Source organism: Chryseobacterium phosphatilyticum, from assembly GCF_002899825.2.
Taxonomy (GTDB): Bacteria; Bacteroidota; Bacteroidia; order Flavobacteriales; family Weeksellaceae; genus Chryseobacterium; species Chryseobacterium phosphatilyticum.
In genome coordinates this window covers 334633-357522 of record NZ_PPED02000003.1, presented here as the reverse complement: position 1 = coordinate 357522, position 22890 = coordinate 334633, and the positions used below count along the sequence as shown (strand labels likewise).

15 protein-coding genes are annotated in these 22890 nt (G+C 36.3%); 10 read left to right on the top strand and 5 right to left on the bottom strand.

Features of this window, described 5'->3' with window-relative positions:
- The first annotated feature begins 249 nt into the window (after positions 1-249).
- From C1631_RS13625 to C1631_RS13605, 5 genes are all read left to right on the top strand, one after another.
- Positions 250-2391, top strand: coding sequence for a S8 family peptidase (locus tag C1631_RS13625; RefSeq protein WP_109712753.1), 2142 nt, complete (start codon positions 250-252; stop codon positions 2389-2391).
- A gap of 332 nt (positions 2392-2723) precedes the next feature.
- Entirely contained in the window at positions 2724-4871 is a 2148-nt protein-coding gene (locus tag C1631_RS13620) for a S8 family peptidase (RefSeq protein WP_109712751.1), read from the top strand.
- 254 nt (positions 4872-5125) lie between these two features.
- Positions 5126-7198 (top strand): alpha-ketoacid dehydrogenase subunit alpha/beta, encoded by a 2073-nt coding sequence (locus C1631_RS13615; RefSeq protein WP_109712749.1) that lies wholly within the window; start codon positions 5126-5128, stop codon positions 7196-7198.
- A 195-nt stretch (positions 7199-7393) separates the two neighbouring features.
- A complete protein-coding gene (locus C1631_RS13610) occupies positions 7394-8422 on the top strand; it encodes a bestrophin family protein (protein ID WP_103249707.1) in 1029 nt (342 codons plus the stop codon).
- 170 nt (positions 8423-8592) lie between these two features.
- Positions 8593-9150, top strand: coding sequence for a hypothetical protein (locus C1631_RS13605; RefSeq protein ID WP_103249706.1), 558 nt, complete (start codon positions 8593-8595; stop codon positions 9148-9150).
- Positions 9151-9210: 60 nt separating this feature from the next.
- Here the strand turns inward: C1631_RS13605 and C1631_RS13600 are convergent, their stop codons facing one another.
- Entirely contained in the window at positions 9211-9669 is a 459-nt protein-coding gene (locus C1631_RS13600; RefSeq protein WP_103249705.1) for an Lrp/AsnC family transcriptional regulator, read from the bottom strand.
- 158 nt (positions 9670-9827) lie between these two features.
- On the opposite strand from C1631_RS13600, the gene C1631_RS13595 reads away from it, so the two are divergent.
- Positions 9828-11054 (top strand): aminotransferase class I/II-fold pyridoxal phosphate-dependent enzyme, encoded by a 1227-nt coding sequence (locus C1631_RS13595; protein WP_109712745.1) that lies wholly within the window; start codon positions 9828-9830, stop codon positions 11052-11054.
- Positions 11055-11220: 166 nt separating this feature from the next.
- On the opposite strand, the gene C1631_RS13590 is transcribed toward C1631_RS13595, so the two are convergent.
- Positions 11221-12225, bottom strand: coding sequence for a glycosyltransferase family 2 protein (locus tag C1631_RS13590; RefSeq protein ID WP_103249325.1), 1005 nt, complete (start codon positions 12223-12225; stop codon positions 11221-11223).
- A gap of 531 nt (positions 12226-12756) precedes the next feature.
- Positions 12757-13923, bottom strand: coding sequence for a THUMP domain-containing class I SAM-dependent RNA methyltransferase (locus tag C1631_RS13580; protein ID WP_109712743.1), 1167 nt, complete (start codon positions 13921-13923; stop codon positions 12757-12759).
- Positions 13924-14060: 137 nt separating this feature from the next.
- Between C1631_RS13580 and C1631_RS13575 the strand changes: the two genes are divergently transcribed.
- From C1631_RS13575 to C1631_RS13560, 4 genes are all read left to right on the top strand, one after another.
- Positions 14061-14786, top strand: coding sequence for a class I SAM-dependent DNA methyltransferase (locus C1631_RS13575; RefSeq protein WP_109712741.1), 726 nt, complete (start codon positions 14061-14063; stop codon positions 14784-14786).
- A gap of 2 nt (positions 14787-14788) precedes the next feature.
- Positions 14789-15511: a ZIP family metal transporter gene (locus C1631_RS13570; RefSeq protein ID WP_103249386.1), complete on the top strand. Its 723-nt coding sequence runs from the start codon at positions 14789-14791 to the stop codon at positions 15509-15511.
- Positions 15512-15752: 241 nt separating this feature from the next.
- The gene (locus C1631_RS13565) at positions 15753-18506 is read left to right on the top strand and encodes a SusC/RagA family TonB-linked outer membrane protein (RefSeq protein ID WP_109712739.1); all 2754 of its coding nucleotides are present in this window, start codon (positions 15753-15755) and stop codon (positions 18504-18506) included.
- Positions 18507-18518: 12 nt separating this feature from the next.
- Entirely contained in the window at positions 18519-20171 is a 1653-nt protein-coding gene (locus C1631_RS13560; RefSeq protein WP_109712737.1) for a RagB/SusD family nutrient uptake outer membrane protein, read from the top strand.
- A 76-nt stretch (positions 20172-20247) separates the two neighbouring features.
- On the opposite strand, the gene C1631_RS13555 is transcribed toward C1631_RS13560, so the two are convergent.
- Together C1631_RS13555 and C1631_RS24095 are read right to left on the bottom strand one after the other, a co-directional pair.
- On the bottom strand, positions 20248-21627 hold the full coding sequence (locus C1631_RS13555) for an OmpP1/FadL family transporter (RefSeq protein WP_228441233.1): 1380 nt from the start codon (positions 21625-21627) through the stop codon (positions 20248-20250).
- A gap of 55 nt (positions 21628-21682) precedes the next feature.
- Positions 21683-22807 carry a prolyl-tRNA synthetase gene (locus C1631_RS24095; RefSeq protein ID WP_109712733.1) on the bottom strand — a complete coding sequence of 375 codons (1125 nt, stop codon included), beginning with the start codon at positions 22805-22807 and terminating at the stop codon, positions 21683-21685.
- Between the last annotated feature and the right edge of the window lie 83 nt (positions 22808-22890).

Here is a 22890-nt window from a genome sequence, read left to right as displayed (position 1 = left end):
TTAAGAAAGAGAACGTAAAGTTACTTCATTTTTTCTAATTATTATTTTAATAAGCAAATAGAAAACATCAATCAAATTGCAGAATAAAAAAAACCACCAAAAAGAAAAATTAAAACAAAATAACTTTTACAACTAAACATAATATAATTTAACATTAAAAAAGTAGAATTATTTACTACAAATAATAGATTTTAAAATATTTCGCCATACATTTGACAAAATACAATTTTTAATATTTTACTAATCATTATGAAGAAACATTTACTTTTGGTCAGCACTTTAGCCATAACAATGCTAAGTGCGCAAAACAATGAAGGATTAAAAAGAGCGTTTGAAAAACAAAACAAGGAAAACAGCGCGAAATTTGACAATTATGTAGCAAAACGCTATGGTACAACAAACAGAGATTTAAAAGTTCAGCAGGAAATTGAAGAGCAAAAATCTACTTTAGCTGGGTTTACACCAGATGGAAAGCCGTTTTTTCTGAAGAATGAAGATATGGATCAAATCAAAAATTCAAATTCTGATTTTCTTCAAAATGGAACAGTAACCGGTCTTACAGGATCTTTTAACGGCGAAAATATTAAATATACAATATTTGACGGGGGAAGAGTTTTTGGTGGGCATGTTTTCTTTAATAACGGAACCAACAGAATTTCCAATAAAGAAGCCAGCACAATGAACTATTCTGCTCATGCTACTGGTGTAGCTGGATTTGTTGGTGCTAAAACGTACTCCCAGTTAGTTAATTTTTCTGACGGAACATCCAAAACGATAAACTTTCAGGGAATAGCAAAGAACTCAACTATTGATTCATATGCTTTCCGTACTTCAACATTACCGGGAGATACTTCTACCAGTACAGTCTTTCAAAAAATATTGACTGCACAACCTAAAATTTCAAACCACTCATATGGTTCAAACGCAGGTTGGGATGTAAAAACAGTAAATGGATCCAACGCATGGGTTTGGGGTGGTGTTTTCGATAGCCCAAATACTTCATTTGATCTACAGGGAACTTACTTTAGCAATGATCAGAATTATGATGCGATTGTATACAACAACCCTACCTATATTATTGTAAAATCATCAGGAAACTACTTTGGATATGGCCCAAGTTATCCAACTCCAGCTCCATTACCAACCTATTACACTGATGCTAATAACGCTCTTGTTCAGTTTGCTGCCACAGATACAGCACCTGCCTCAAACTGCGCACAAGGATTTGATTGTATCGGCCCTGGTTCACTGGCAAAAAACATCATTGTAGTAGGTGCTACAGATATCATCACAGCCAACTCAGGAAGATATACTGTTCCGGGAGATGTTGTACATTCAGATTATAGCAGTGCAGGTCCCAGAGATGACGGGGGTATAAAACCTGATATTTCTACAGTGGGAACAAATGTAGGAAGTGCATCTACAGCAGAAGACACAACGGGTAGCCAAAGCTTAACAGTAGGTAGCGGAACTTCTTATTCAGCTCCGGTTGTTACAGGTATAATCGGTCTTTGGACACAGATCAACAAACAATTATTCAATAATGCGGAATTAAATGCTGCCGCTGCAAAAACGTTAATGATTCATTCTGCTGCAGAAGCTGGAAACATCGGACCAGATCCATGGTTTGGATGGGGATTCATTGATGCTAAAAAAGGAGCAGAGCTATTAGTAGGAAAATCTAACAATACCGTAATCTTCAACAACGAAACATTAAATAACGGAACTGTTAATACCAAAAATATTTTAGCGACAGGCGATACCCCAATTAAAGTGACCATCTCATGGATTGACCCTGAATACAAATTACCGGCAGCAGGACTAACATGGAATGACGCCCACAACAACAGAACATCAAGACTGGTTAATGACCTGGATGTTAGAATCACTGATGTAACAACAAATACAGTGTATATGCCTTGGAAGCTGAACGCTACCAGCCCAATGACACCGGCTATTAAAGGAGATAACACTGTAGATAATGTAGAACAAGTAGTGATTGACGCTCCTGTTGCAGGTAGAACTTACAAAATTGAAATTTCACACAAAGGAACATTAAAGAATAATGCTACTCCAAGTGCTACAGCTCCTCAGGATTATTCAATTATTGTTACCGGTTTCAATCAGGTATTAGGAACTCAAGATACAAAAGCAAGTGTATTCAATGAGCTTGCCATTGCTCCATCAGTGACAAAAGATATTACCAATATCCTTAAAGCACCAGGGAAATCAACATTCACAGTATATGATACATCAGGTAGAAAACTACAAAATGGTACTGTAAACAGTGATAAAGAGGCAGTTGATCTATCCACTTACACAAAAGGAATTTACATCATTGAAGTAAAAACAGGAAAAGAGGTCATCTCTAAAAAAGTAATTAAGGAATAATTATTCCATACACATTATACAGAGCGCAATACCGGATTGGTATTGCGCTTTTTTTATTTCATTTCAATATACAATACAAAAGTTTTACACCTGGTAATGGCTGCCAGTATAGTAAAGTGGAAAAATCAGCCTGCATTTTTAGCCTTTCTCCACGCTTTTCCGAATAAAAAAAAACATACAACATTTATAAATAATTAAAATAATTAGTTAAAAGACTAAATAAAATCAACAAATTGAACAAAACCACACATTTAACACATCAAAATGCAAACAAAAACATATTATTCATATATTTAAGAAACACAATAATTCTTAAGTATTTAATAAAAATCATGAGGAAATTTTTTATTTCGATCAGCACTTTGATTATTTCATTAACAAGTGCTCAAAACAACAATGAAACTCTGAAAAGAGAATTTGAAAAACAAAGACTGGAAGACATTCAAAAATTCGAAGCTTATGTTACTAAAAATTATGGTTCAAATAGAAATCAGGAAGCTTTGAAAGAAATTGAAGAACAGAGAGCTGGCCTTGCCGGTTTTACAGATGGCAACAAACCTTATTTCTATAAGGTTCACGATCTGGACCAGATTAAAAACTCCAATTCCGATTATCTGCAAGGAGGTAGCATTACCGGCTTAACAGGTTCTTTTAATGGTGAAAATATTAAATTTACTATTTTTGACGGAAGTACGACATCCAGTACAGCCAGAGTCTATGCAGGGCATGTGCTTTTTAATAATGCACCCGGCAGAATTACCAATAAAGAAAATTCTACCTTTAATTATGGAGACCACGCTACTGCTGTAGCAAGTTTTATTGGAGCTAGGGATTTCCCTTACACCTTTGCCTCAAGTGGAAGACAAGTCAACTTTAGAGGGATTGCTCCCAACTGTACAATAGATGCCTATGCCTTCGGAAGCTCAATTCTTCCGGGAGAAACAACCTCAAGCAATGTGTTTCAGAAAATTTTAAAAGCCGCCCCCAATATTTCTAATCATTCTTATGGAATCAATGCAGGATGGGATGTTCAGCAAATTAACAATGCTAATTCATGGACCTGGATGGGATCTTTTACCCCTTCCGCTACCTCTTATGACATGCAGGGTTCTTATATTATTAATGACCGATTTTATGATTTGCTTGTTTATAATGACCCTTCCTACATTATTGTAAAATCTGCAGGAAATTCATTTGGAATGGGAAACAATGCCTATTCTGCTTCTACTGTTAATTTTAAAAAATATTATAAAAACTCTTCAGGAACCTGGACTGAATTCGCCACTACAGACACTTTACCTGCTTTCAACTGTTCGCAAGGATATGATTGTATCTCGCCCGGATCTGTAGCCAAAAATATTATTTCAGTAGCTGCTTCAGACAGAATTACAACAAATAATGGAAGATATACAACCTCCTCAGATGTTGTTCATTCAAGCTACAGCAGTGCAGGCCCGAGAGATGATGGGGGTATCAAACCTGATATTACTGCGGTAGGCACAGATGTAGCAAGTGCTACTACTCAAAATAATTCAACAGGAAATAGTGGTGTAGACATCGGTAGTGGAACCTCTTATTCTGCACCGATTGTTACAGGAATTATCGGACTTTGGACGCAAATTAATAAGCAATTATTTTCTGGAAGTTTGTTAAATGCTGCCTCAGCAAAAACCTTAATGATCCATTCCGCTTCAGAGGCAGGCAATATAGGTCCGGATCCACAATTTGGCTGGGGATTTATTAATGCTAAAAAAGGTGCAGAGCTCCTTGTAGGAAAATCTAATAATACGGTCATCTTCAATGATGAGACATTAACCAGTGGAACCCCAAACAGTAAAACGGTAACCGCATCAGGAAGTGAACCTCTAAAAGTAACAATTTCATGGGTAGATCCCGAATATTCAAATGTAGACAATAGCACTCCTTTAGCAACTCTACATAACAACAGAACGTCCAAACTGATCAATGACTTAGATTTAAGAATCACTGATACTACAACAAATACGATTTATTTACCCTGGAAACTTGATCCCAGCAACCCAATGATTGCTACAAAAGGAGATAATATAGTAGACAATGTAGAGCAAGTAGTAATAGATGCTCCTGTTGCGGGAAGAACGTACAAAATTGAAATTACAAATAAGGGCACATTAAAAGATAACAATGCAGCTAATGCACCTCAAAACTATTCTATTCTGGTAAGCGGCTATAACAGCATATTAGGAACAGGAGAAGTCAAAAAAGGAGAATTAAGCAACCTCACGATCGCCCCTTCTATTACCAAAGATGTTACCAACATTTTGAAAGCTCCTAAAAAATCGACTTTCAGTGTTTATGATTTGTCTGGCAAGAAACTACAAAGCGGAGTAATCAACAATGATAAAGAACCTCTTGATTTATCGACCCATATTAAAGGAGTATATATCATTGAGATAAAAACGGAGAAAGAATCAATTTCCAAGAAAGTAATCAAGGAATAATTCTTTTCCACAGTTATAGATTCATACGCGGTACTGGCTATTGTTAGTACCGCGTTTTTTATAAACTTCATTTAGGAAAGAATTTATACAACAATGAAAAAGTACAATAAACTATACGTAAAAACTACGAAAACAGATCAAAAAAAAACTAATATCTCATTTTTTATTCAACAATCCCAGACAGTTAATGTGATCATCTCAACAAAACACTAACAGTTGTTAGTGTTTTGTTTTTTTATGTATATTTGCTTTCTATGGAAAATACACTTCACGAAAAGGTTTCTCAAGATATTTTACTTAAAGCATACAACCATATGATGCTCGCTAAAGCTATGGCTGACATTTACGAAGAAAACAGAAATGTTTGTAAATACGTCCACAGTACTTCCAGGGGGCATGAAGCTATTCAGCTTGCAACAGCATATCAATTGAAAAAAGAAGACTGGATTTCTCCTTATTACAGAGACGAAAGCATTCTTTTAGGAATAGGGTTCGAACCTTATCAACTCATGCTTCAGTTGCTAGCCAAAGCCGATGATCCCTTTTCCGGAGGAAGATCTTACTATTCTCATCCCTCAAGCAGAGATGAAAACAAACCGAAAATCATTCACCAAAGTTCCGCAACAGGAATGCAAACTATCCCTACAACAGGAGTTGCTCAGGGATTAAAGTACATTCAGGACTTCAACCTTCAGCATTTTGAAAACAATCCTGTTGTAGTCTGCAGCCTTGGAGACAATTCTGTAACAGAAGGTGAAGTAAGTGAAGCTTTACAGTTTGCTGCTTTACACCAGCTTCCTATTATTTTCCTTGTACAAGACAACGAATGGGGGATCTCTGTTACAAAAGAGGAAGCAAGAACTTGCGATGCCTATGATTTTGTAGCTGGTTTCACCGGCTTAAGCAGAATGAGAGTAGATGGAACTGATTTCGCAGAAAGTTTCGAAGCTATGAAAAAAGCTGTGGACTTTGTAAGAACCGAAAGGAAGCCATTGGTAGTTTGCGCAAAAACAGTATTGATCGGCCACCATACTTCGGGAGTAAGAAGAGAATTCTATAGAGACGAAGAAGATTTAACTAAACACAGGGCAAAAGACCCGGGAGAAATATTAAGAAAGCAATTGCTTGAATCAGGAGTTGATGAAGATCAGCTAAAGCAGATTACCAAAAAGGCGCGTCTTGAAGCGGAGGAAGCTTTTGAAAAGGCTAAAAATGCAGAAGACCCGAAGCCTGAAACGTTAATGCAGCATATATTCGCTCCTACTCCAATTACAGAAGAGACAGGAACACGTGAACCGGCCAATGGTGAAAAAATCGTTATGGTAGATGCTGCCATCCACGCCATACAGGAATTAATGTGGAAACATCCTGAAGCCCTTCTTTACGGACAGGATGTAGGAGAAAGAATCGGTGGGGTTTTCCGTGAAACAGTAACTTTAGGAAAAAAATTCGGCAGCAAAAGAGTTTTCAATACCGCAATTCAGGAAGCTTATATTATTGGTTCTACAGCAGGAATGAGCGCCGTAGGATTAAAGCCTATTGTGGAAGTTCAGTTTGCTGACTACATTTATCCGGGAATCAATCAGCTTATCACAGAAATTTCAAAATCCAACTATTTAAGTGGCGGAAAATTCCCTGTCAGCAATATCATTCGTGTACCGATCGGAGCATATGGTGGTGGCGGACCCTACCATAGTGGAAGTGTCGAAAGTATTTTAGCTAATATTAAAGGAATAAAAATAGCCTACCCTAGCAACGCCGCAGACTTCAAAGGCTTACTAAAAGCAGCTTATTATGATCCGAATCCGGTCATCATGTTAGAACACAAAGGGCTATACTGGAGTAAAGTACCGGGAACCGAGGATGCAAAAACAATAGAACCTGCCGAAGATTATGTTCTTCCATTTGGAAAAGGTAAAGTTGTAATTGAAGCTGATCAAAATGAAACCGAAAAAGGCAGAACTTTACTGGTGGTAACCTATGGAATGGGTGTTTACTGGGCAAAAGAGGCTGTCAAAAACTTCAATGGAAGAGTTGAAGTAATTGATTTAAGAACTTTGATTCCACTCGATGAAGAACTTGTTTTTGAAAGAGTAAAAGCTCACGGAAAGTGTATCGTTCTTACAGAAGAACAGCTTAATAATTCATTTGCCGAAGCATTCGCTCATCGTATCTCAAAAAATTGTTTCAAATACCTTGATGCACCGGTAGAAACCATGGGTTCACTAGACGTTCCTGCTGTTCCTATCAATCTGATTCTGGAAAAAGAAATGCTTCCTAACGCGGAAAAGCTCTCTAAAAAGATTGCAGAAATGCTACAACAATAAAAATTTACACAAAAATGTAAACCTCTAAAAATTTTAGAGGTTTTTTTATTACTTTTATTCTGAATTACCGATCTCAATATTAACACATTATAAAGAAAACAATTTAAACATCCCTCAATTTGCAGAGATAATAAACCCGACACTCCGGTAGTTTGGTATCCATTTTGTCTGCAAAGCAAAAACACATTCTCTTTTATGATTACTACAAAATATGTCAATTATAAACAGGTTCTTAATTTATCAGGGGCACACCTTATCTTAATCTCGATATGGTGTACGCTGATCGCCGTTCTGTTTTATTTTTTCAACTGGCAATGGATGACAATTCCATGGGTGCCTGTTGCACTTATAGGTACTGCTGAAGCATTTCTGGTTGGTTTTAAAAATAACCAGGCCTATGACAGACTTTGGGAGGCAAGAAAAATATGGGGTGGAATTGTAAATTCCAGCCGCTCATTTGCATCTATGGTGTATGCCTTTGATACCAAAAATGAAGAAATTGGTGTTTTTGATCTGGAAGACCGAAAAAAAAGAATCGTGAATCGTCATATTGCATGGCTATACTCTTTCCGTGAGCAACTTTTAGTCCCTACGGAATGGGAGCATATCAGCAGTGATAATAAGTTTGGTAATATTAACCTGAGAAGAAACAGACTTATCAAGGCCGGCTTTCCTGATTATGGAAGAGCACCAATTTTCCTCCATAAATATTTGTCAGAGGAAGAATATGATCTGAAGAGTCAATATAAAAATTTTGCCACCTACCTGATTTCTCAGCAGGCAAAAGACATTAATGAGCTGAAAAATATGCATGCAATAACAGATTTCAATCAGACACAGCTTCAAAATGCACTGAATGAATTTTATGGTTTCCAGGGTCAAGCGGAAAGAATTAAAAAATTCCCTTCCCCAAGGCAATTTGCCAGCACTGCTTTTGTGTTCAATATTCTGTTTATCCTTTTGCTTCCGCTTGGATTAGTGAATGAGTTTGCCAAACTTGGAGATTGGGGAATCTGGACATCCATTCCTTTCTGTATCATCATCGGATGGATTTATATTATTATGGAGCTAGTAGGAGATTATTCTGAAAACCCCTTTGCAGGATTGATGTTTGATGTCCCAATGCTTTCTATCTGCAGAACCATTGAGATAGATCTTCTTCAAATGGGTGGCGAAACAGACCTTCCAGAGCCTATTGCATCCAAAAACGGAGTACTCGTATAATTGATTATTTAAAAATGACCAGAGCCTCTTTTTTTATCTTGTTTTTTTTCAGTTGTTTATACATACAGGCACAAAGTGATTCTTGTGAAATACAGTATCAAAAAGATAAAACTTTATACGAAAAACAGTTGGCACAGGTTAAAGAAACTGATTTTTCAGATCTTTTAAAAATGATTTATAAAGATGAAGAATATAAAAGTTTCATACAACCAGATAAGAATATCATTTTAAATATTTTATTATTAGGCAGACAAAAATCTACCAGCGAAAATAAAAACAGAAACGGATGTAGAAAATTTGAAAAAAAAGGGTATTATGATCTTTATGAAAAAGTTTGGACTAAGGATAATTTTCTCTATTTCGCAGAACAGAACAAGGATAAAATTATCATTCCCGCTGTAAATTCTGTGATCATTTACAACACCTCAGAACTGAAGGAAAGAATAAAATGGGACACCAACACTGGCAAGGAAATAGATGAAAACGGAAATATACAATACTTCTATTATAACACCGGTTTAAAACTTAAGCAATCCTTGACAACCGACAACAAGTATGAACATTTTTCAATTTTAGGAATTGCTGTCCTTCCCGTAGCATACAAAAGTAAAGAAAACTGTTATATGATTCAGCTTCAATTTAATGATATAAAGTCTGATTTTAAATATTCCACACCTAAAGTATATCAGTATAAAAATAAATCCTGGGAATTTTTGGAAAGTTACTGAAATTGCGGATTTTCTTTTCTAAAAGCACTTAAAATCAACAGCTGGAAGCACCTGATGTTTTTACAACACGATAGCTGTCGTATTCTTAATTTCAGAAATCATAAAAGAGCTATGCGTACTGGCAATATGCTGTAATGTGGTGAGTTTAGTCAGCATAAAATTGCGATAATCTTCAATATTTCTCACTCCTATTTTAAGGATATAATCGTAATCTCCGCTTACATGGAAACACTCTGTTACTTCCTGAAGATTCATTACTTCCTTTTCAAACTGCAGAACGAATTCTTTTTTATGCTGTGTTAATTTTACATGACACAAAATAATAAAGTTTCGATGTATCTTATTCTTGTCAAGCAAGGCCACATATCGAGAAATAACCCCTGAATTCTCTAATTTTTTCACACGTTCATATACTGCTGTCACAGACAATCCAAGCTTCCCGGACAGTTCTTTGGTTGTTTGTTTACAATCTTCCTGTAAAAACAGAAGGAGTTTCTTATCAATTTCGTCAAGTTCCATAGATAATTTTTTGGTAAAAAATTAATATTACCGAATATACTAAATATATTTTCTAAATAAACAAAAATTTACAGTTTTATATTCTATTAATTTAATTTTATGTTGTAATTATTAGGAAAATAACGCAAATTGGCCAGATAAAATAAAAACATACTTATATGGAAAACTTTAATGCAGCCAACGAAATCCAGGATCTACAATATTTTGGTGAGTTCGGAGGAGTAAACCCTTCTATTTCCGACAGTTCTACCTACACATTCCTTTCAGCAAAGACGATGTTTGATACTTTCGAAGGAAATGCGGAAGGATGCTACCTTTATTCAAGACATTCATCGCCCATGAATCTGTATCTGGCGCAGGCACTGGCTAAAATGGAAAATACAGAATCGGCCAACGTTACAGCGTCCGGAATGGGAGCTATCACGTCTGTATTAATGGAAATTTGTAAAAGTGGAGACCATATTATATCAAGCAGAACCATCTACGGAGGAACTTATGCTTTTCTTAAAAACTTTTTACCCCAATTCAATGTGGCAACCACTTTCGTTGATATCAACAATTTTGAAGTGATTGAAAATACTATAACTCCCAATACAAAAGTTATCTACTGTGAAAGTGTAAGCAACCCGCTCCTGGAAGTAGCAGATCTGAAAAAGCTTTCTGAAATCTGTAAAAAGCATAATTTAAAACTGATTGTCGATAATACTTTTTCACCACTTTCTATCTCCCCGACATTATTCGGAGCAGATGTGGTAATTCATAGTTTGACAAAATTCATCAATGGGAGCAGTGATACAGTTGGTGGGGTATATTGCAGCACACAATCATTCATTGATGATACCAAAAATGTCAATTCAGGAGCCTGTATGCTTCTGGGACCTACGATGGATAGTTTAAGATCGTCAAGTATTCTCAAAAACCTTAGAACCCTTCATATCAGAATAAAACAACACAGCCATAATGCCATGTATCTTGCTGAAAGATTCGAAAAAGATGGATTAAAAGTGTCATATCCCGGTTTACCCTCCCATAAAAATCATGAGCTCATGAAAAGTATGATTCATGAAGAATACGGATATGGAGGTTTGTTGACTTTGGATGCAGGAACTACGGAAAAAGCAAATGAACTGATGGAAATGATGCAGACGGAGAACCTTGGCTACCTCGCGGTTAGCTTAGGTTTTTATAAGACTTTATTCTCATGCTCCGGAAAATCTACTTCATCAGAAATTCCGGAAGAAGAACGTGCTTCTATTGGCATCTCTGACGGATTGATCAGATTCTCTATCGGTTTGGATCATGACATCAAAAGAACCTATCAAAAAATGAAAGAATGTATGCTTAAAACAGGCGTTCTTACCCATGAAAACATTTCTATATCCTAAATTTTATTGTACAGTGAAGGCTGTTTCAAAAAAAATGAACAGCCTTTTTATTTTATAATACAATAGAGTAACTAATTCAATAAAAAACGGGCTTTCGCCCGTTTTTTATTGTAAGGATAAAACTCCTCCGGCTACCGCCAAAACTTATCCATATTCTCTGTCTACTTTATTTTTTATAATAATGATGAGGAAAAGCATCTTCAGGTTTCATTCTCAGCACATTCAGTAATACCCATGATTTAAGGAAACCATATCCATATGAAAACATTTGAATATAAGTAGAAATCACAGCCATTCCGGCGATACTTATATTTTTCGTCAACAACAAAGCATGGAAAAAAACCAGAAATGTATATAGTCCGTAAAAAGCAAGAATAATACCTCTTCCCAATACAAAATACTCAATAAAGCCCATGATGTAGCCCAGCATAAATAAAGTTGGAAAAGCAAAAGAAATCTTCACGTAATTAGGATGTCTCTGGTTAAGGATAGGTCTTGCACAACCAAACTGATATACTTGTTTTGAGAATTTTCCAAAATCTACCCGACGTTTATGATACACTGCAATATTGTCAAAAAAAGCGGTAGAAAATCCTTTCTCCCATAGCGTCATCGATAAATCCGGATCCTCTCCTATCCGCATTTCTGAAAAACCACCTACTTCTTCGAATACTGATTTTTTGACTCCCATATTAAAGCTTCTGGGCTGAAACTTTGAAACAGCCTTCTTGCTTCCCCGGATTCCTCCTGTGGTAAAAACAGAAGTCATCGAATACGAAATAGCCTTTTGCATCAGATTAAAGCCTTTATGAGCCTTATCAGCACCGCCAAATGCATCACAAGGAATGGTCAGAATATCGTTTTTAATATTTTCAATATAATCTTTCTCTACAATCACATCACTGTCCACAAAAACCAGCCATTCGTTTTCCGCTCTTGCTGCCCCATAATTTCTCGTAAGCCCCGGTCCCGAATTATCTTTCCTGAAATACTTAATATCAAAAATCTCTTCAAAATTCTTAATAGTAGGTTTCAGATCGATTGCAGAGCCATCATCAACAATGATGATCTCAAATTCTTTATCTGTCTGCTGGCTAAGAGAAGTCAACAACTCAAAAAGTTCTTCTTTTCGGTTGTAAATAGCAACAATAATGGAAATACTAGGTTTCAAATTGAAAATTTTTCAAAATTACTTATTCGCAGAAAAACTAACAAATGGTTTAACAGCTTATTCATCGAAATTACAAACAATCAGATAAATATTCCTGATTTAAAATAGATATATAAAACAAGTGACACAAAAAATGCAATCACAGAGCAACTAAAAAGCAGCAATTTTAAAAAGCTTTTAAAATAAAAACGCTTCAATATATACAAAACAAAAAATACCACAAAAGAAGAAATTATACCTATCAGAGAAGCAACAATTAAAGTTTGTCTATAGTCTTTAGCTGGTAACGGATCCTTAAAAACCACGATAAAAATAAATATTGCAACCAGAATAAACCCGGCGCTTATCTTTTCAGTATAATATTGAGATCTTACTGATACCTTGCTCTGAACCCTCTCATCATAATTCAGGTTTTTTCTTTCGGAACCTGATTTTGAACCAGATCCTGAACTCAATAATTCCAGGAAATCAAAGATTCCTTCTAAAAAATCAAGAAAATTCCAGAACATTTGTCAGCATGTATGTTTGTTTCTACTTTTTATCTTCCAGTTTATGTACTTTCTTCGTCCCTTCATACATTTCGTACTGTAAAAATCTTGTTTCCAGCTTTCCGTTGAAAAGTTTGATTTTTCTTGAAGGACGCAATCCGATTTTCTTCACCGCTTCCAGATCGGATGAAATAAGCCACGCTAAAGTATTCGGATAGTTGGTTTTAAAAGTATCTCCTATTTTTTTATAGAAATCATCATCATTAATGGAAATTCTCTCGTCATATGGAGGATTGAATACCATCAACAATGGGAAAAGTTCTTTTTTAGAATCAAAAAAATCTTGTTTTTTAATCTCAATAACATCTTCCATTTCTGCTGCCTCAACATTCATTCTTGCTGCATTCAGCATTCTTGAATCAATATCATATCCAACGATTTTTCCGTCAAACTGCCTGATTCTGTTGACTCTGAACTCTTTTATTTTCGAAAATAATTCTGCATCATAATTCTTCCAGTTCTGGAATCCAAATCTCTTTCTGAAGATCTGAGCAGGAAGATCCATCGCAATCATAGCCGCTTCGATCAGGAGGGTTCCTGATCCACACATCGGGTCAAGGAAATTCCCTTTTCCATCCCAACCGGCCAACTGAAGCATTCCACTGGCAAGAACCTCATTGATAGGAGCTTCACCTTGTTCTCTTCTGTATCCTCTTTTGAATAGAGGATCACCTGAAGAGTCCATTGAAATCATCACCAATTCTCTGTCTATATGAAGATGAAATTTGATATCAGGATTTCTCGTTTCAACATTCGGGCGCCTCTTAAACTTATCCTGAAAATAATCTACAATAGCATCCTTCATTTTCAACGTTACAAACTGAGAATGCTTGAATGTTTCAGAATTTACAGTCGAATCAATTGAGAAAGACTGATCTACATCCATAAATTCTGCCCAGTCAAACTTAAACAGCCTGTCATAAAACTGATGTTGATTAAAAGCTTTGAACTCATGAATCGGAACAAGAATTTTTAAGGCTGTTCTCGTAGAATAGTTGATCTTATAAAGAAAGCCAAGGTCTCCTTCACAGTTGACCGCCCTGTTTTTAATTTCAACATTTTTTCCACCCAATTTCTTGATTTCTTCCGCCAGAATCTGTTCCAATCCGAAGAATGTTTTTATCTGTATCTGTAAATTTTCTGTATTCATAAGTAAAAATTAAAAGGTTTAAATATTTAATAATTAAAAGATTAGCTCTCCAACGTATTGATCAATTGAATTTTTCAATCTTTTAATGTTGTAAAATACTTTGCTTTTAACCGCACAAATTTAGTTATTTTTGCATTATGGAATGGTTTGAATCTTGGTTTGATACCCCTTATTATCATTTATTATATAGCAACAGAGACTATACTGAAGCTGAAAACTTTATTACTAAATTGACTACGGATCTTCAGCTTCCACCTCAGTCTAAAATCATAGATCTTGCCTGTGGAAAGGGAAGACACTCTGTTTTTCTCAACAAATTGGGGTACGATGTATTAGGACTTGATCTTTCCAGACAAAGCATTGAATCTGATAAACAATATGAAAATCAAACCTTGATTTTTGAAGTTCACGATATGAGAAACCCGATTGATGCTGATCCTATGGATGCCGTTTTCAATTTATTTACAAGTTTTGGGTACTTTGACAATGAAAATGATGATAAAAAAGTCTTTCAATCCGTTCATAATGCCCTGAAACCAGGAGGATATTTTGTACTGGATTATCTGAATGAAGAGTACGTAAGAAAAAACATGGTTCCGGAAACAATAATTACCCGTGGTGACATCGACTTCAAAATCCTGAAAAAAATAGAAGGAAGGCATGTTATTAAAGATATTCGCTTTGAGGCAGATGGAAAATCTTTTCATTTCTTTGAAAAAGTAAAACTTCATACTTTAGAAGCAATCAATGCTTATGCCTCGGAATGTGGTTTTGAAAGAATAAAAATCTGGGGAGATTATCAGCTGAACGAATTTACGAAAGAAACTTCTCCGCGTTGTATCAATTTATTTAAGAAAAAATAATGATAGCAGTACTTTTACTGATTTTAAGTGTCATTACAGGAGTTTTTCTGGGAAAACACTTTGGCAAAAAAGAAAAGCTGGCCAAAAATCTATTGATATTAAGTGCCGGTTTTTTGATCACAATTTGCCTGAACGAAGTTTTTCCTCAGGTATACACTTCCGGGGAAAGCAGTAACCTGGGAATTTTTGTCATTGTAGGGGTTCTTTTACAAATGATCCTTGAAGCATTGACCAAAGGTTTTGAACATGGGCACTTTCATCATCATAATGAACATAATATCCTTCCGGTTGCTTTGATGGTAGGACTGTTTGTTCATGCTTTTATCGAAGGAATTCCTTTGGCCAATGAGCAACATGAAATTTCCCCTTACCTTTTAGGAATTGTATTTCATAATTTGCCTATTTCATTTATTCTGGGTGCATTTTTATTCAATGGAAAGAAAGATTCAAAAAGTTCTTCCTATCCTTCTTTACTTATTGTAGCTTTATTCGCCCTCGCTTCTCCAATGGGAATGCTATTGGGTAATTATTTTAATCCCAATCTGCAACCGTATTTCCTTGCCATTGTAGGAGGTATCTTCCTTCATATCTCATCAGTCATTATTTTTGAAAGCAATAAAAATCACAATATTGACTGGATAAAGATAGGATTGGTGATAACTGGTGTTTTATTAGCTCTTATGATGCATGTTTTCCACACCCACCCTCCCGTTACCAACCTTTAAGAACCGTTTGAATCTTCATCTTTTATTTTTTCTTAAGCAACTCCGAATCTATTGTAAGTATCTGAAAATAATTTCTTTCAAAAGCCAACCGACTCATTTTCATTAAAATAATTATTTTAACGAATAAATATCATATCAACATACAGAATCTATAATATTTTAATTATTATCACTTTTCACATCATATTAATATTGATGTGTTTTTTTTGTACATTAGCCAAAGTCACCAAATCACTTATGTATGAATAAAAAAACTAGCCGTTTGACGACGGGGGGGTATTTCTTTTTAATCTGTGGAGCATTATCTGCTCAAACGACCCAAAAAAAAGATACCCTACAGGAAAATAAAATTGAGGATATTGTTATTGTAGGTTACAAAGCTCAGAAGAGATCGAGTTTAACTGCTGCCGTTTCAATTATTTCAGACAAAAAATTAAAAGATGCAAACACTTCCAATGTATCAAGTCTCTTACAAGGAAAAGCAGCGGGAGCACAAGTTATGCAGGGAGGCGGTGGTCCCGGGTCTACAGCAACTGTAAAAATCAGAGGAACCTCCACTATTAACGGTCCCAGCCAGGCTCTATGGGTGGTAGATGGAGTCATGATGACAGGAACTCCGAATTTGGACCCCAACCAAATTGAAAGTATTAACATTTTAAAAGATGCAACGTCTACAGCCTTATATGGCTCCAGGGGAGCAAACGGGATTGTCCAGGTATTCACCAAGTCAGGAAATTCAGGAAAGGGAACTTTAAGCATTTCAATGAATAGTTCTTTTAATACATTTAATAATGGACGTTTTAAGCTGATGGATGGAACTCAGCTGTATGATTATTTTACTTCATTAAAAAATGCACCTGCCCTGCCAGAGCAACTTAGAAACGACAGCTACAACTGGTTGAAAAATGGAACCCAGACAGGAGCTGTACAAAATTACACCATAGATTTCAGAGGAGGTTCACCAACTTCAAAAACCTATATCTCAGGAAATTACTATAATGAAAGTGGAACGGTTAAAAGTTATGACTTCAACAGGCTATCTTTTAGAATCAATCATGAACAAAAAGTACAACCATGGTTAACCATAAAGCCTAAAGTAAGCTTATCCTATACGACAGGAAAAGACAGACAAGGTTCGCTCTATCAGATGTATCTCAATATGCCATGGGACAATCCGCGATATTCCAATGGAGATTTAGTAAATCCTAATGCTCCCAATATAACCTGGTACGGAAGAGATTACACTAATTACTTATATGATTTACAATGGAATTATGGTAAAAGTAACCAGCTGGATTTGTTAGGGAATTTTGATGCAGAAATTAAGCTTACAGATTACCTGAAGTTTGTTACTACTAATAATGTCACTTATAAAAATTATGATGACATGTATTATACAGATCCAAGATCCATAGCAGGAGAAAGTAATAAAGGTGGATTAGCAGAATCCTATATTAAAGATATCAGTAAATTCTTCAATCAGATGTTGAGATTTGATAAGGACTTCGGAGTTCACAACGTAAATGCATTAGCTGCTTATGAATATACTGACAGATTCTACAAATTATCAAAAGCAGGCGTATATGGGATAGTTCCCGGAACAGAAATCTTTGATACCGGAGCTACGACAGGAGCAAAACCTTCAGGAACAAAACTTGACAGAGCTTACAATGCTTTCCTGTTTAATACTGAATATGTATATGATAAAAAATACTTTGTTCAGGGTTCGTTAAGAAGTGAATCATCTTCCTCATTCGGAGCCAGCCAAAGAAACGGATTATTTTACTCCTATAGCTTGGGATGGAATATTCAAAAAGAAAATTTTTTTCAGGTAAAACAGATCGACGAATGGAAATTAAGGGCCAGCAGAGGGCTTGTAGGAAATACACCCAGTCCAAATTACGGATGGCAGGATTTGTATGCTTTAACTCAGGTATATGATGGGCAGATAGGAGCAACATGGAATCAGCTGGGCAATCGTAATTTAACATGGGAATCTATTTATCAGAATAATATCGGAACCGATATTAAAGCATTCAATAACAGATTAACCTTAAATGTTGATTATTTCAACAATAAAACCAAAGATTTACTCATGCTTGTTACACTCCCTTCATTAACAGGGGTCGACAGGCAATACTTGAACGTAGGTGATGTAAGAAACAAAGGTTGGGAATTTAATCTTAGCTATTCCATTATCAGATCCCAGAATGTGAATTGGGATATTGGATTTAATATCAGTACTTATAACAACAGGGTTCTTTCAACCAGAAATAACAGCACACAACTACTGTCTAATAACCAGGTGGCAATTTCCGGATATGATGTCACCTCTTTTTATATGAGAAAATGGATGGGGGTGAATCCTGATAATGGTGCCGGACAATGGGAAGTGATTAATGCAGACGGGAGCAGAAGCCTGACATCCAACTATAATCAGGCAACTCTACAAATTGTAGGTGCTGCTACACCAGATTATTATGGATCTTTCAGTACTAATCTTACGATCAGAAATTTTTATCTTAATGCCAACATCTATTTCTCACAAGGAGGGCAAATTTACAATTCTTATAGAGAATTATTCGATTCAGACGGAGCCTATCCTTATTACAATCAAATGGTGCTAAAAGACAGTTGGAACAGATGGGAAAAACCAGGTGATATAGCAACCCATCCAATAGGAATTTTCAATAATAACACCCTGACCAACAAACCCTCTTCACGTTATCTGGAAGATGCAAGCTATGTAAAATTCAGATCTCTCAGGCTGGGGTATAATTTTCCTAAATCTTTAACAGAAAAGATTAAAATGACCTCTGCCAGCATTTATATTATGGGTGAAAATTTATTTACCATTACTAAATTTTCAGGAATTGATCCTGAAGTAGGTCCATCCGATGCCGATAAAGTGAATGGCAACCCGTATTCCGGAAATGCAGGAGCAATATATCCTATTCCCAGAAGGTTTTCTTTAGGCATTAATTTCTCTTTTTAAATTGACAAAATCATGAAAAAAATATTTTTAACATTATTAGCATTAACCTTAGTGTCATGCAATATAGACCGGTCACCATACAACTCAAAAGAATCTGACGAAATATTAACAGACCCGGCAGGACTACAAACCATTACTCTGGGAAACTACGCCCTCTTAAAAGGTGACGCAGACGGAGGTGGTTTTTTCAATAATCTTTACAGAATTGGTGAATATGGCGGAGATAATATTGACATCAGCGGAACAACCACTGATCAGTTTTTCTATTATTATAATTACAGAAGTATTAAAAATAATGGCCGATCAAATACGGTCTGGAATGCAGGCTATAAAGCAATTATTGGTTGCAACAGGGTTATTTCAAAAATTTCCGAAGGTAAAGATGCACCAACGAATCAATTGATCGGTGAAAATTATTTCCTCAGGGCATATGTATATTTCTCCTTAGTCAATGTATTTGGGAAACCTTACAATCAGGGAGCAGGCAACCCCGGAGTTCCTTTGAAAACCTCTGATGACGTCAACGATCTTCCACCCAGGGCAACAGTAGGACAAATTTATGATCAGATCATCAATGATTTAAAAAAGGCAGAGCAATTGATGACCATAGATAAAAATAACATTTATGCATCTAAAGAGTCTGCTCAGGCATTACTGTCTCGTGTCTATCTTTATATGGAAAATAATGATAAAGCCATAGAATATGCTGAAAAGGTTATCAATTCGGGAAAATACCAATTGCTGTCAAACGCTGAACTTCCTTCTTACGCAACTAAAACACCTGAAACCAACAAAGAAACTATTTTCGCTTTTAAATATAACAGAGATGGTGATTATAATAATGGCTGGTACACCATAGGATCCATGTATGCCAATATCCAGAATGTAGGTTGGGGAGAAATGTATGCTTCTTCATCTTATTTAGATTTAATCAATCAAAATCCACAGGATGCAAGACTAAAATTCATTTCACCCAAATACAGCAGTCCATCCACTCCGGTTGCGTATTGGGTACAGCAGGGCACCAACTCCACAGGAGGAATAACTTATAATTATATTTTCCAGAAGACTTTCCAGCAAGGTGGAAATACCTATTTCACCATGAATAATGTGAATTACCAGGTACTGTCAGAAGTTTCCCCGTCCAAAACCAATTATTATTTCATTAACTCAAATAACGCCAAGGTTTACATTAATCTTGACAATGATTTGGATAAAAGAAACGGGTATCCGAAATTTTATATTTTAAAATGTTCATTACAGGAAGGAATACCACAATTATGGTCCCCTGTTATTTTAAGATTGGCAGAAATGTATCTTAACCGGGCAGAAGCTTATGCTAAACAAGGAAATTCTGCCGCTGCATTGGCTGATGTTAATATCATCAGAACAAGAGCAGGAATTCCTACTTATTCTTCTGTTCCGACGGGACAGACAATTTTGGATGTCGTTTTACAGGAAAGAAGAATTGAAATGGCCTTCGAAGCACATAGGAAATATGATGTATTCAGAAACAAATTGACCCTTGACAGAAATTATCCGGGAACCCATTTAAACGGAAACAATCCTTTTTATACAGTTCCTTATACCAGCAACAGAATTATTGAATATATTCCCGAACAACAAATACAGATTCAACCAAATCTGATTCAGAATCCGGATTAATATTGCAAAATAAATTGATAAAACAAAAAAAGCTCCGATTTTTTCGGAGCTTTTAATTGATATATTGGTAAGAAACTTAGAACTTCCATCCTACGGTCAGGAAGAAATTGTTTCTGCTATTTTTCACATCACTTACTGCATAATTGCCATTTTCATAAATCGATTTTGAATCGATTGAATAATAAGCCGAGTCAAAATTGTTCCCTACAAATCCTCTCATAAAAGGATTACTGTATTTAGAAGTTATATTCTGGTAAGAAGCATCAATGTAGAATGATTTGAAATCATATCCTATACCGAATGAAATCAGATTTCTGTCACTCAACATAAGGTTATTGTATGTTTCATCTCCTACACCACCGCCATTATCAAACCTTGTGATATTAATAGCATCCATAGGATTAGACAAATAAGAATATCCTCCTCTTAATCTCACCTGTTGTAGTCTGTACTCAGCTCCTACTCTTACTTCAGACATGTTTTTATAATTATCCTTAAAGAAATCATTCAATTCTCTTTCAGGATTTCCATATACTTTGTAGTCAGGTTTTGTAAGTCCTAAAGTATAATCTACATTCAATGAGAAATTTTTATTCGCTACAAACGCAGCACTCACCGTTGCTTTAAGTGGAGAAGTAAACTTTCTGCTTTCAGCTCCCGAACCATTACCATAAGTAGGATGATTATAGAAATTAAATTCTCTGTCTATGTTCCAGAATGTAGGTGTTTCAAGGGATGCTCCTAATCTGAAATTAGGGCTTAACTTACCTATTACCCCTAACGAAGCAGAAAATCCTGAAGATCTTTCATAGTAAGGGCTATACTGTTTATCAAAAAAATCAAGAGCATTATTGTTCGCCATCCGGAATGCTAATTGATCCCCCTGATCAATCGATGCATTGAAGAAATTAAATCCTGCTCCGATGTATAAATTATGATTATAATTAGCTCCAACACCAAAACTCATTTTTGACAAGTTTCCATATCTGGAATAAGCATGCCCTGCCAATGAAGCTTGCCCGTCCGGCAAACTGGCTGTAATATTAGCATTTCCTGGAGACTGTATAACATTATCTAAAGACTGGTTTGAGAAATTAATCCCGATATTAATAAATTTCCATGCTGTTTCAGTCATTAACGGAAAAGCAATCACTCCTCCTGCATTTCCCAGATCACCTTTGGTCTTTGTATAATCTACAGCCGCCCCCCCTAAAGAGCTACGGTTTTTATTACCCGATATGGATAAAGTTCCAGAAACCTCTCCTGAAATAGCTACTCCCAAACCAGCAGGGTTGGTAAGTAACGAGTTAGCATCACCACCCAACGCCCCATTAGCTCCAGCCATTGCATTGAACTTAGCTGATCCCACCATAGGAGAGTTTGAGTATACATCTACAGTATTTCTTAATACAGAAACATCCTGAGCCTGCGCAAAAAGTGCAGCAGAAATACTCATGAATACTAAAGATTTTTTTAACATTATTTTTTAATAGTTTATTTAAATTTGAGTATTATCTGAAACCACCGCTACCACCACCGGATCTGAAGCCTCCACCGCCTCCGCCGGAACCGCCTCTGAAGCCACCTCCGCCGCTATTACCGCCGCCAAAGCCACTACCTGATCTGAATCCTCCTGAATCCATAGATCTGAAACCACCGTTGTTTCTTGGTTGCTGATAATTATAATCCGGTCTTGATTGTGGAACAGAATTACGGAATCCTCCGGAATTACCTTGTCGGAAACCTCCTGAGCTTCCATCTCTGAAACCTCCTGAATTCCCTTGTTGTCTAAAGCCTCCTGAGTTCCCTTGTCTGAATCCTCCGGAATTTCCTTGACGGAAACCTCCTGAACTTCCATCTCTGAAACCTCCGCCATTATTATTTCCATTTCTGAATCCGGACCCCGTGTTGGCCGTATTTGTTCTGTATACAGCACTACCAATCCCCGGATTTCCAACAAAACCACCTGCAGATCCGCTTCTCATATGATATGGTCTGTTGTAGTAATTGTGTCCCCAATAACCACCACCATATCCCCAGTATGGATTTCCGTAATATCCTCCCCAGAACGGATCATAGTATCCACCCCAGTACGGAGAATATCCCCAGTATGGACTTCCCCAGCCAAAAGAGCCTCCCCAGCCCCAGCCGAATGATCCGCCCCAACCCCAGGACATACCCATACCCCAGCCCCAGCCGCGGTTCATGCCCCAGTATGGACTATAACCTCCGTACCAGCCCCATGGAGATCCCCATCCCCATGAATTATCATAATAGTTGGTTTGTGATCCTGCATATAAGCCCCAGTCAGAGTCTGTTGCATTGTTGCCCCAGCCCAGATCGGTACCTCCCCATTCATTGTATTTATTTTGTTGTTCTCTTGAATTTGTTTGTGCATTCTGGATTATATTAGAATCCTGATAGTAGTCGTAATAGTCACCTACTCTGTTTCCGCCACCATTGATGATCACTCCTTCCGGCAGCGTATCCTTGTTGGGGTCATAATACACCCCATCTGTCTCGCTATACCCTCCCATCTGAGCACCACAAGACATAAGCAATAATCCGCCTGAGATTGCCAAAATCCCTTTAGATCTTAACAAGCCAAGCAAATTTTTATGTATATTTCTTTTCATGATAACGTAAAAATTTTTAATTTAAATTATATTTGCAATCTGTACCAAAAATGTACCAAAATACTGGTAAGAAAATCTATCAA

Excerpts from the sequence above, each read along its gene's own strand:
- C1631_RS13625 (WP_109712753.1), top strand. The coding sequence starts at position 250 with ATGAAGAAACATTTACTTTTGGTCAGCACTTTAGCCATAACAATGCTA.
- C1631_RS13620 (WP_109712751.1), top strand. The coding sequence starts at position 2,724 with ATGAGGAAATTTTTTATTTCGATCAGCACTTTGATTATTTCATTAACA.
- C1631_RS13615 (WP_109712749.1), top strand. The coding sequence starts at position 5,126 with ATGGAAAATACACTTCACGAAAAGGTTTCTCAAGATATTTTACTTAAA.
- C1631_RS13610 (WP_103249707.1), top strand. The coding sequence starts at position 7,394 with ATGATTACTACAAAATATGTCAATTATAAACAGGTTCTTAATTTATCA.
- C1631_RS13605 (WP_103249706.1), top strand. The coding sequence starts at position 8,593 with ATGATTTATAAAGATGAAGAATATAAAAGTTTCATACAACCAGATAAG.
- C1631_RS13600 (WP_103249705.1), bottom strand. The coding sequence starts at position 9,669 with ATGGAACTTGACGAAATTGATAAGAAACTCCTTCTGTTTTTACAGGAA.
- C1631_RS13595 (WP_109712745.1), top strand. The coding sequence starts at position 9,828 with ATGGAAAACTTTAATGCAGCCAACGAAATCCAGGATCTACAATATTTT.
- C1631_RS13580 (WP_109712743.1), bottom strand. The coding sequence starts at position 13,923 with ATGAATACAGAAAATTTACAGATACAGATAAAAACATTCTTCGGATTG.
- C1631_RS13575 (WP_109712741.1), top strand. The coding sequence starts at position 14,061 with ATGGAATGGTTTGAATCTTGGTTTGATACCCCTTATTATCATTTATTA.
- C1631_RS13565 (WP_109712739.1), top strand. The coding sequence starts at position 15,753 with ATGAATAAAAAAACTAGCCGTTTGACGACGGGGGGGTATTTCTTTTTA.
- C1631_RS13560 (WP_109712737.1), top strand. The coding sequence starts at position 18,519 with ATGAAAAAAATATTTTTAACATTATTAGCATTAACCTTAGTGTCATGC.
- C1631_RS13555 (WP_228441233.1), bottom strand. The coding sequence starts at position 21,627 with ATGAGTATTTCTGCTGCACTTTTTGCGCAGGCTCAGGATGTTTCTGTA.
- C1631_RS24095 (WP_109712733.1), bottom strand. The coding sequence starts at position 22,807 with ATGAAAAGAAATATACATAAAAATTTGCTTGGCTTGTTAAGATCTAAA.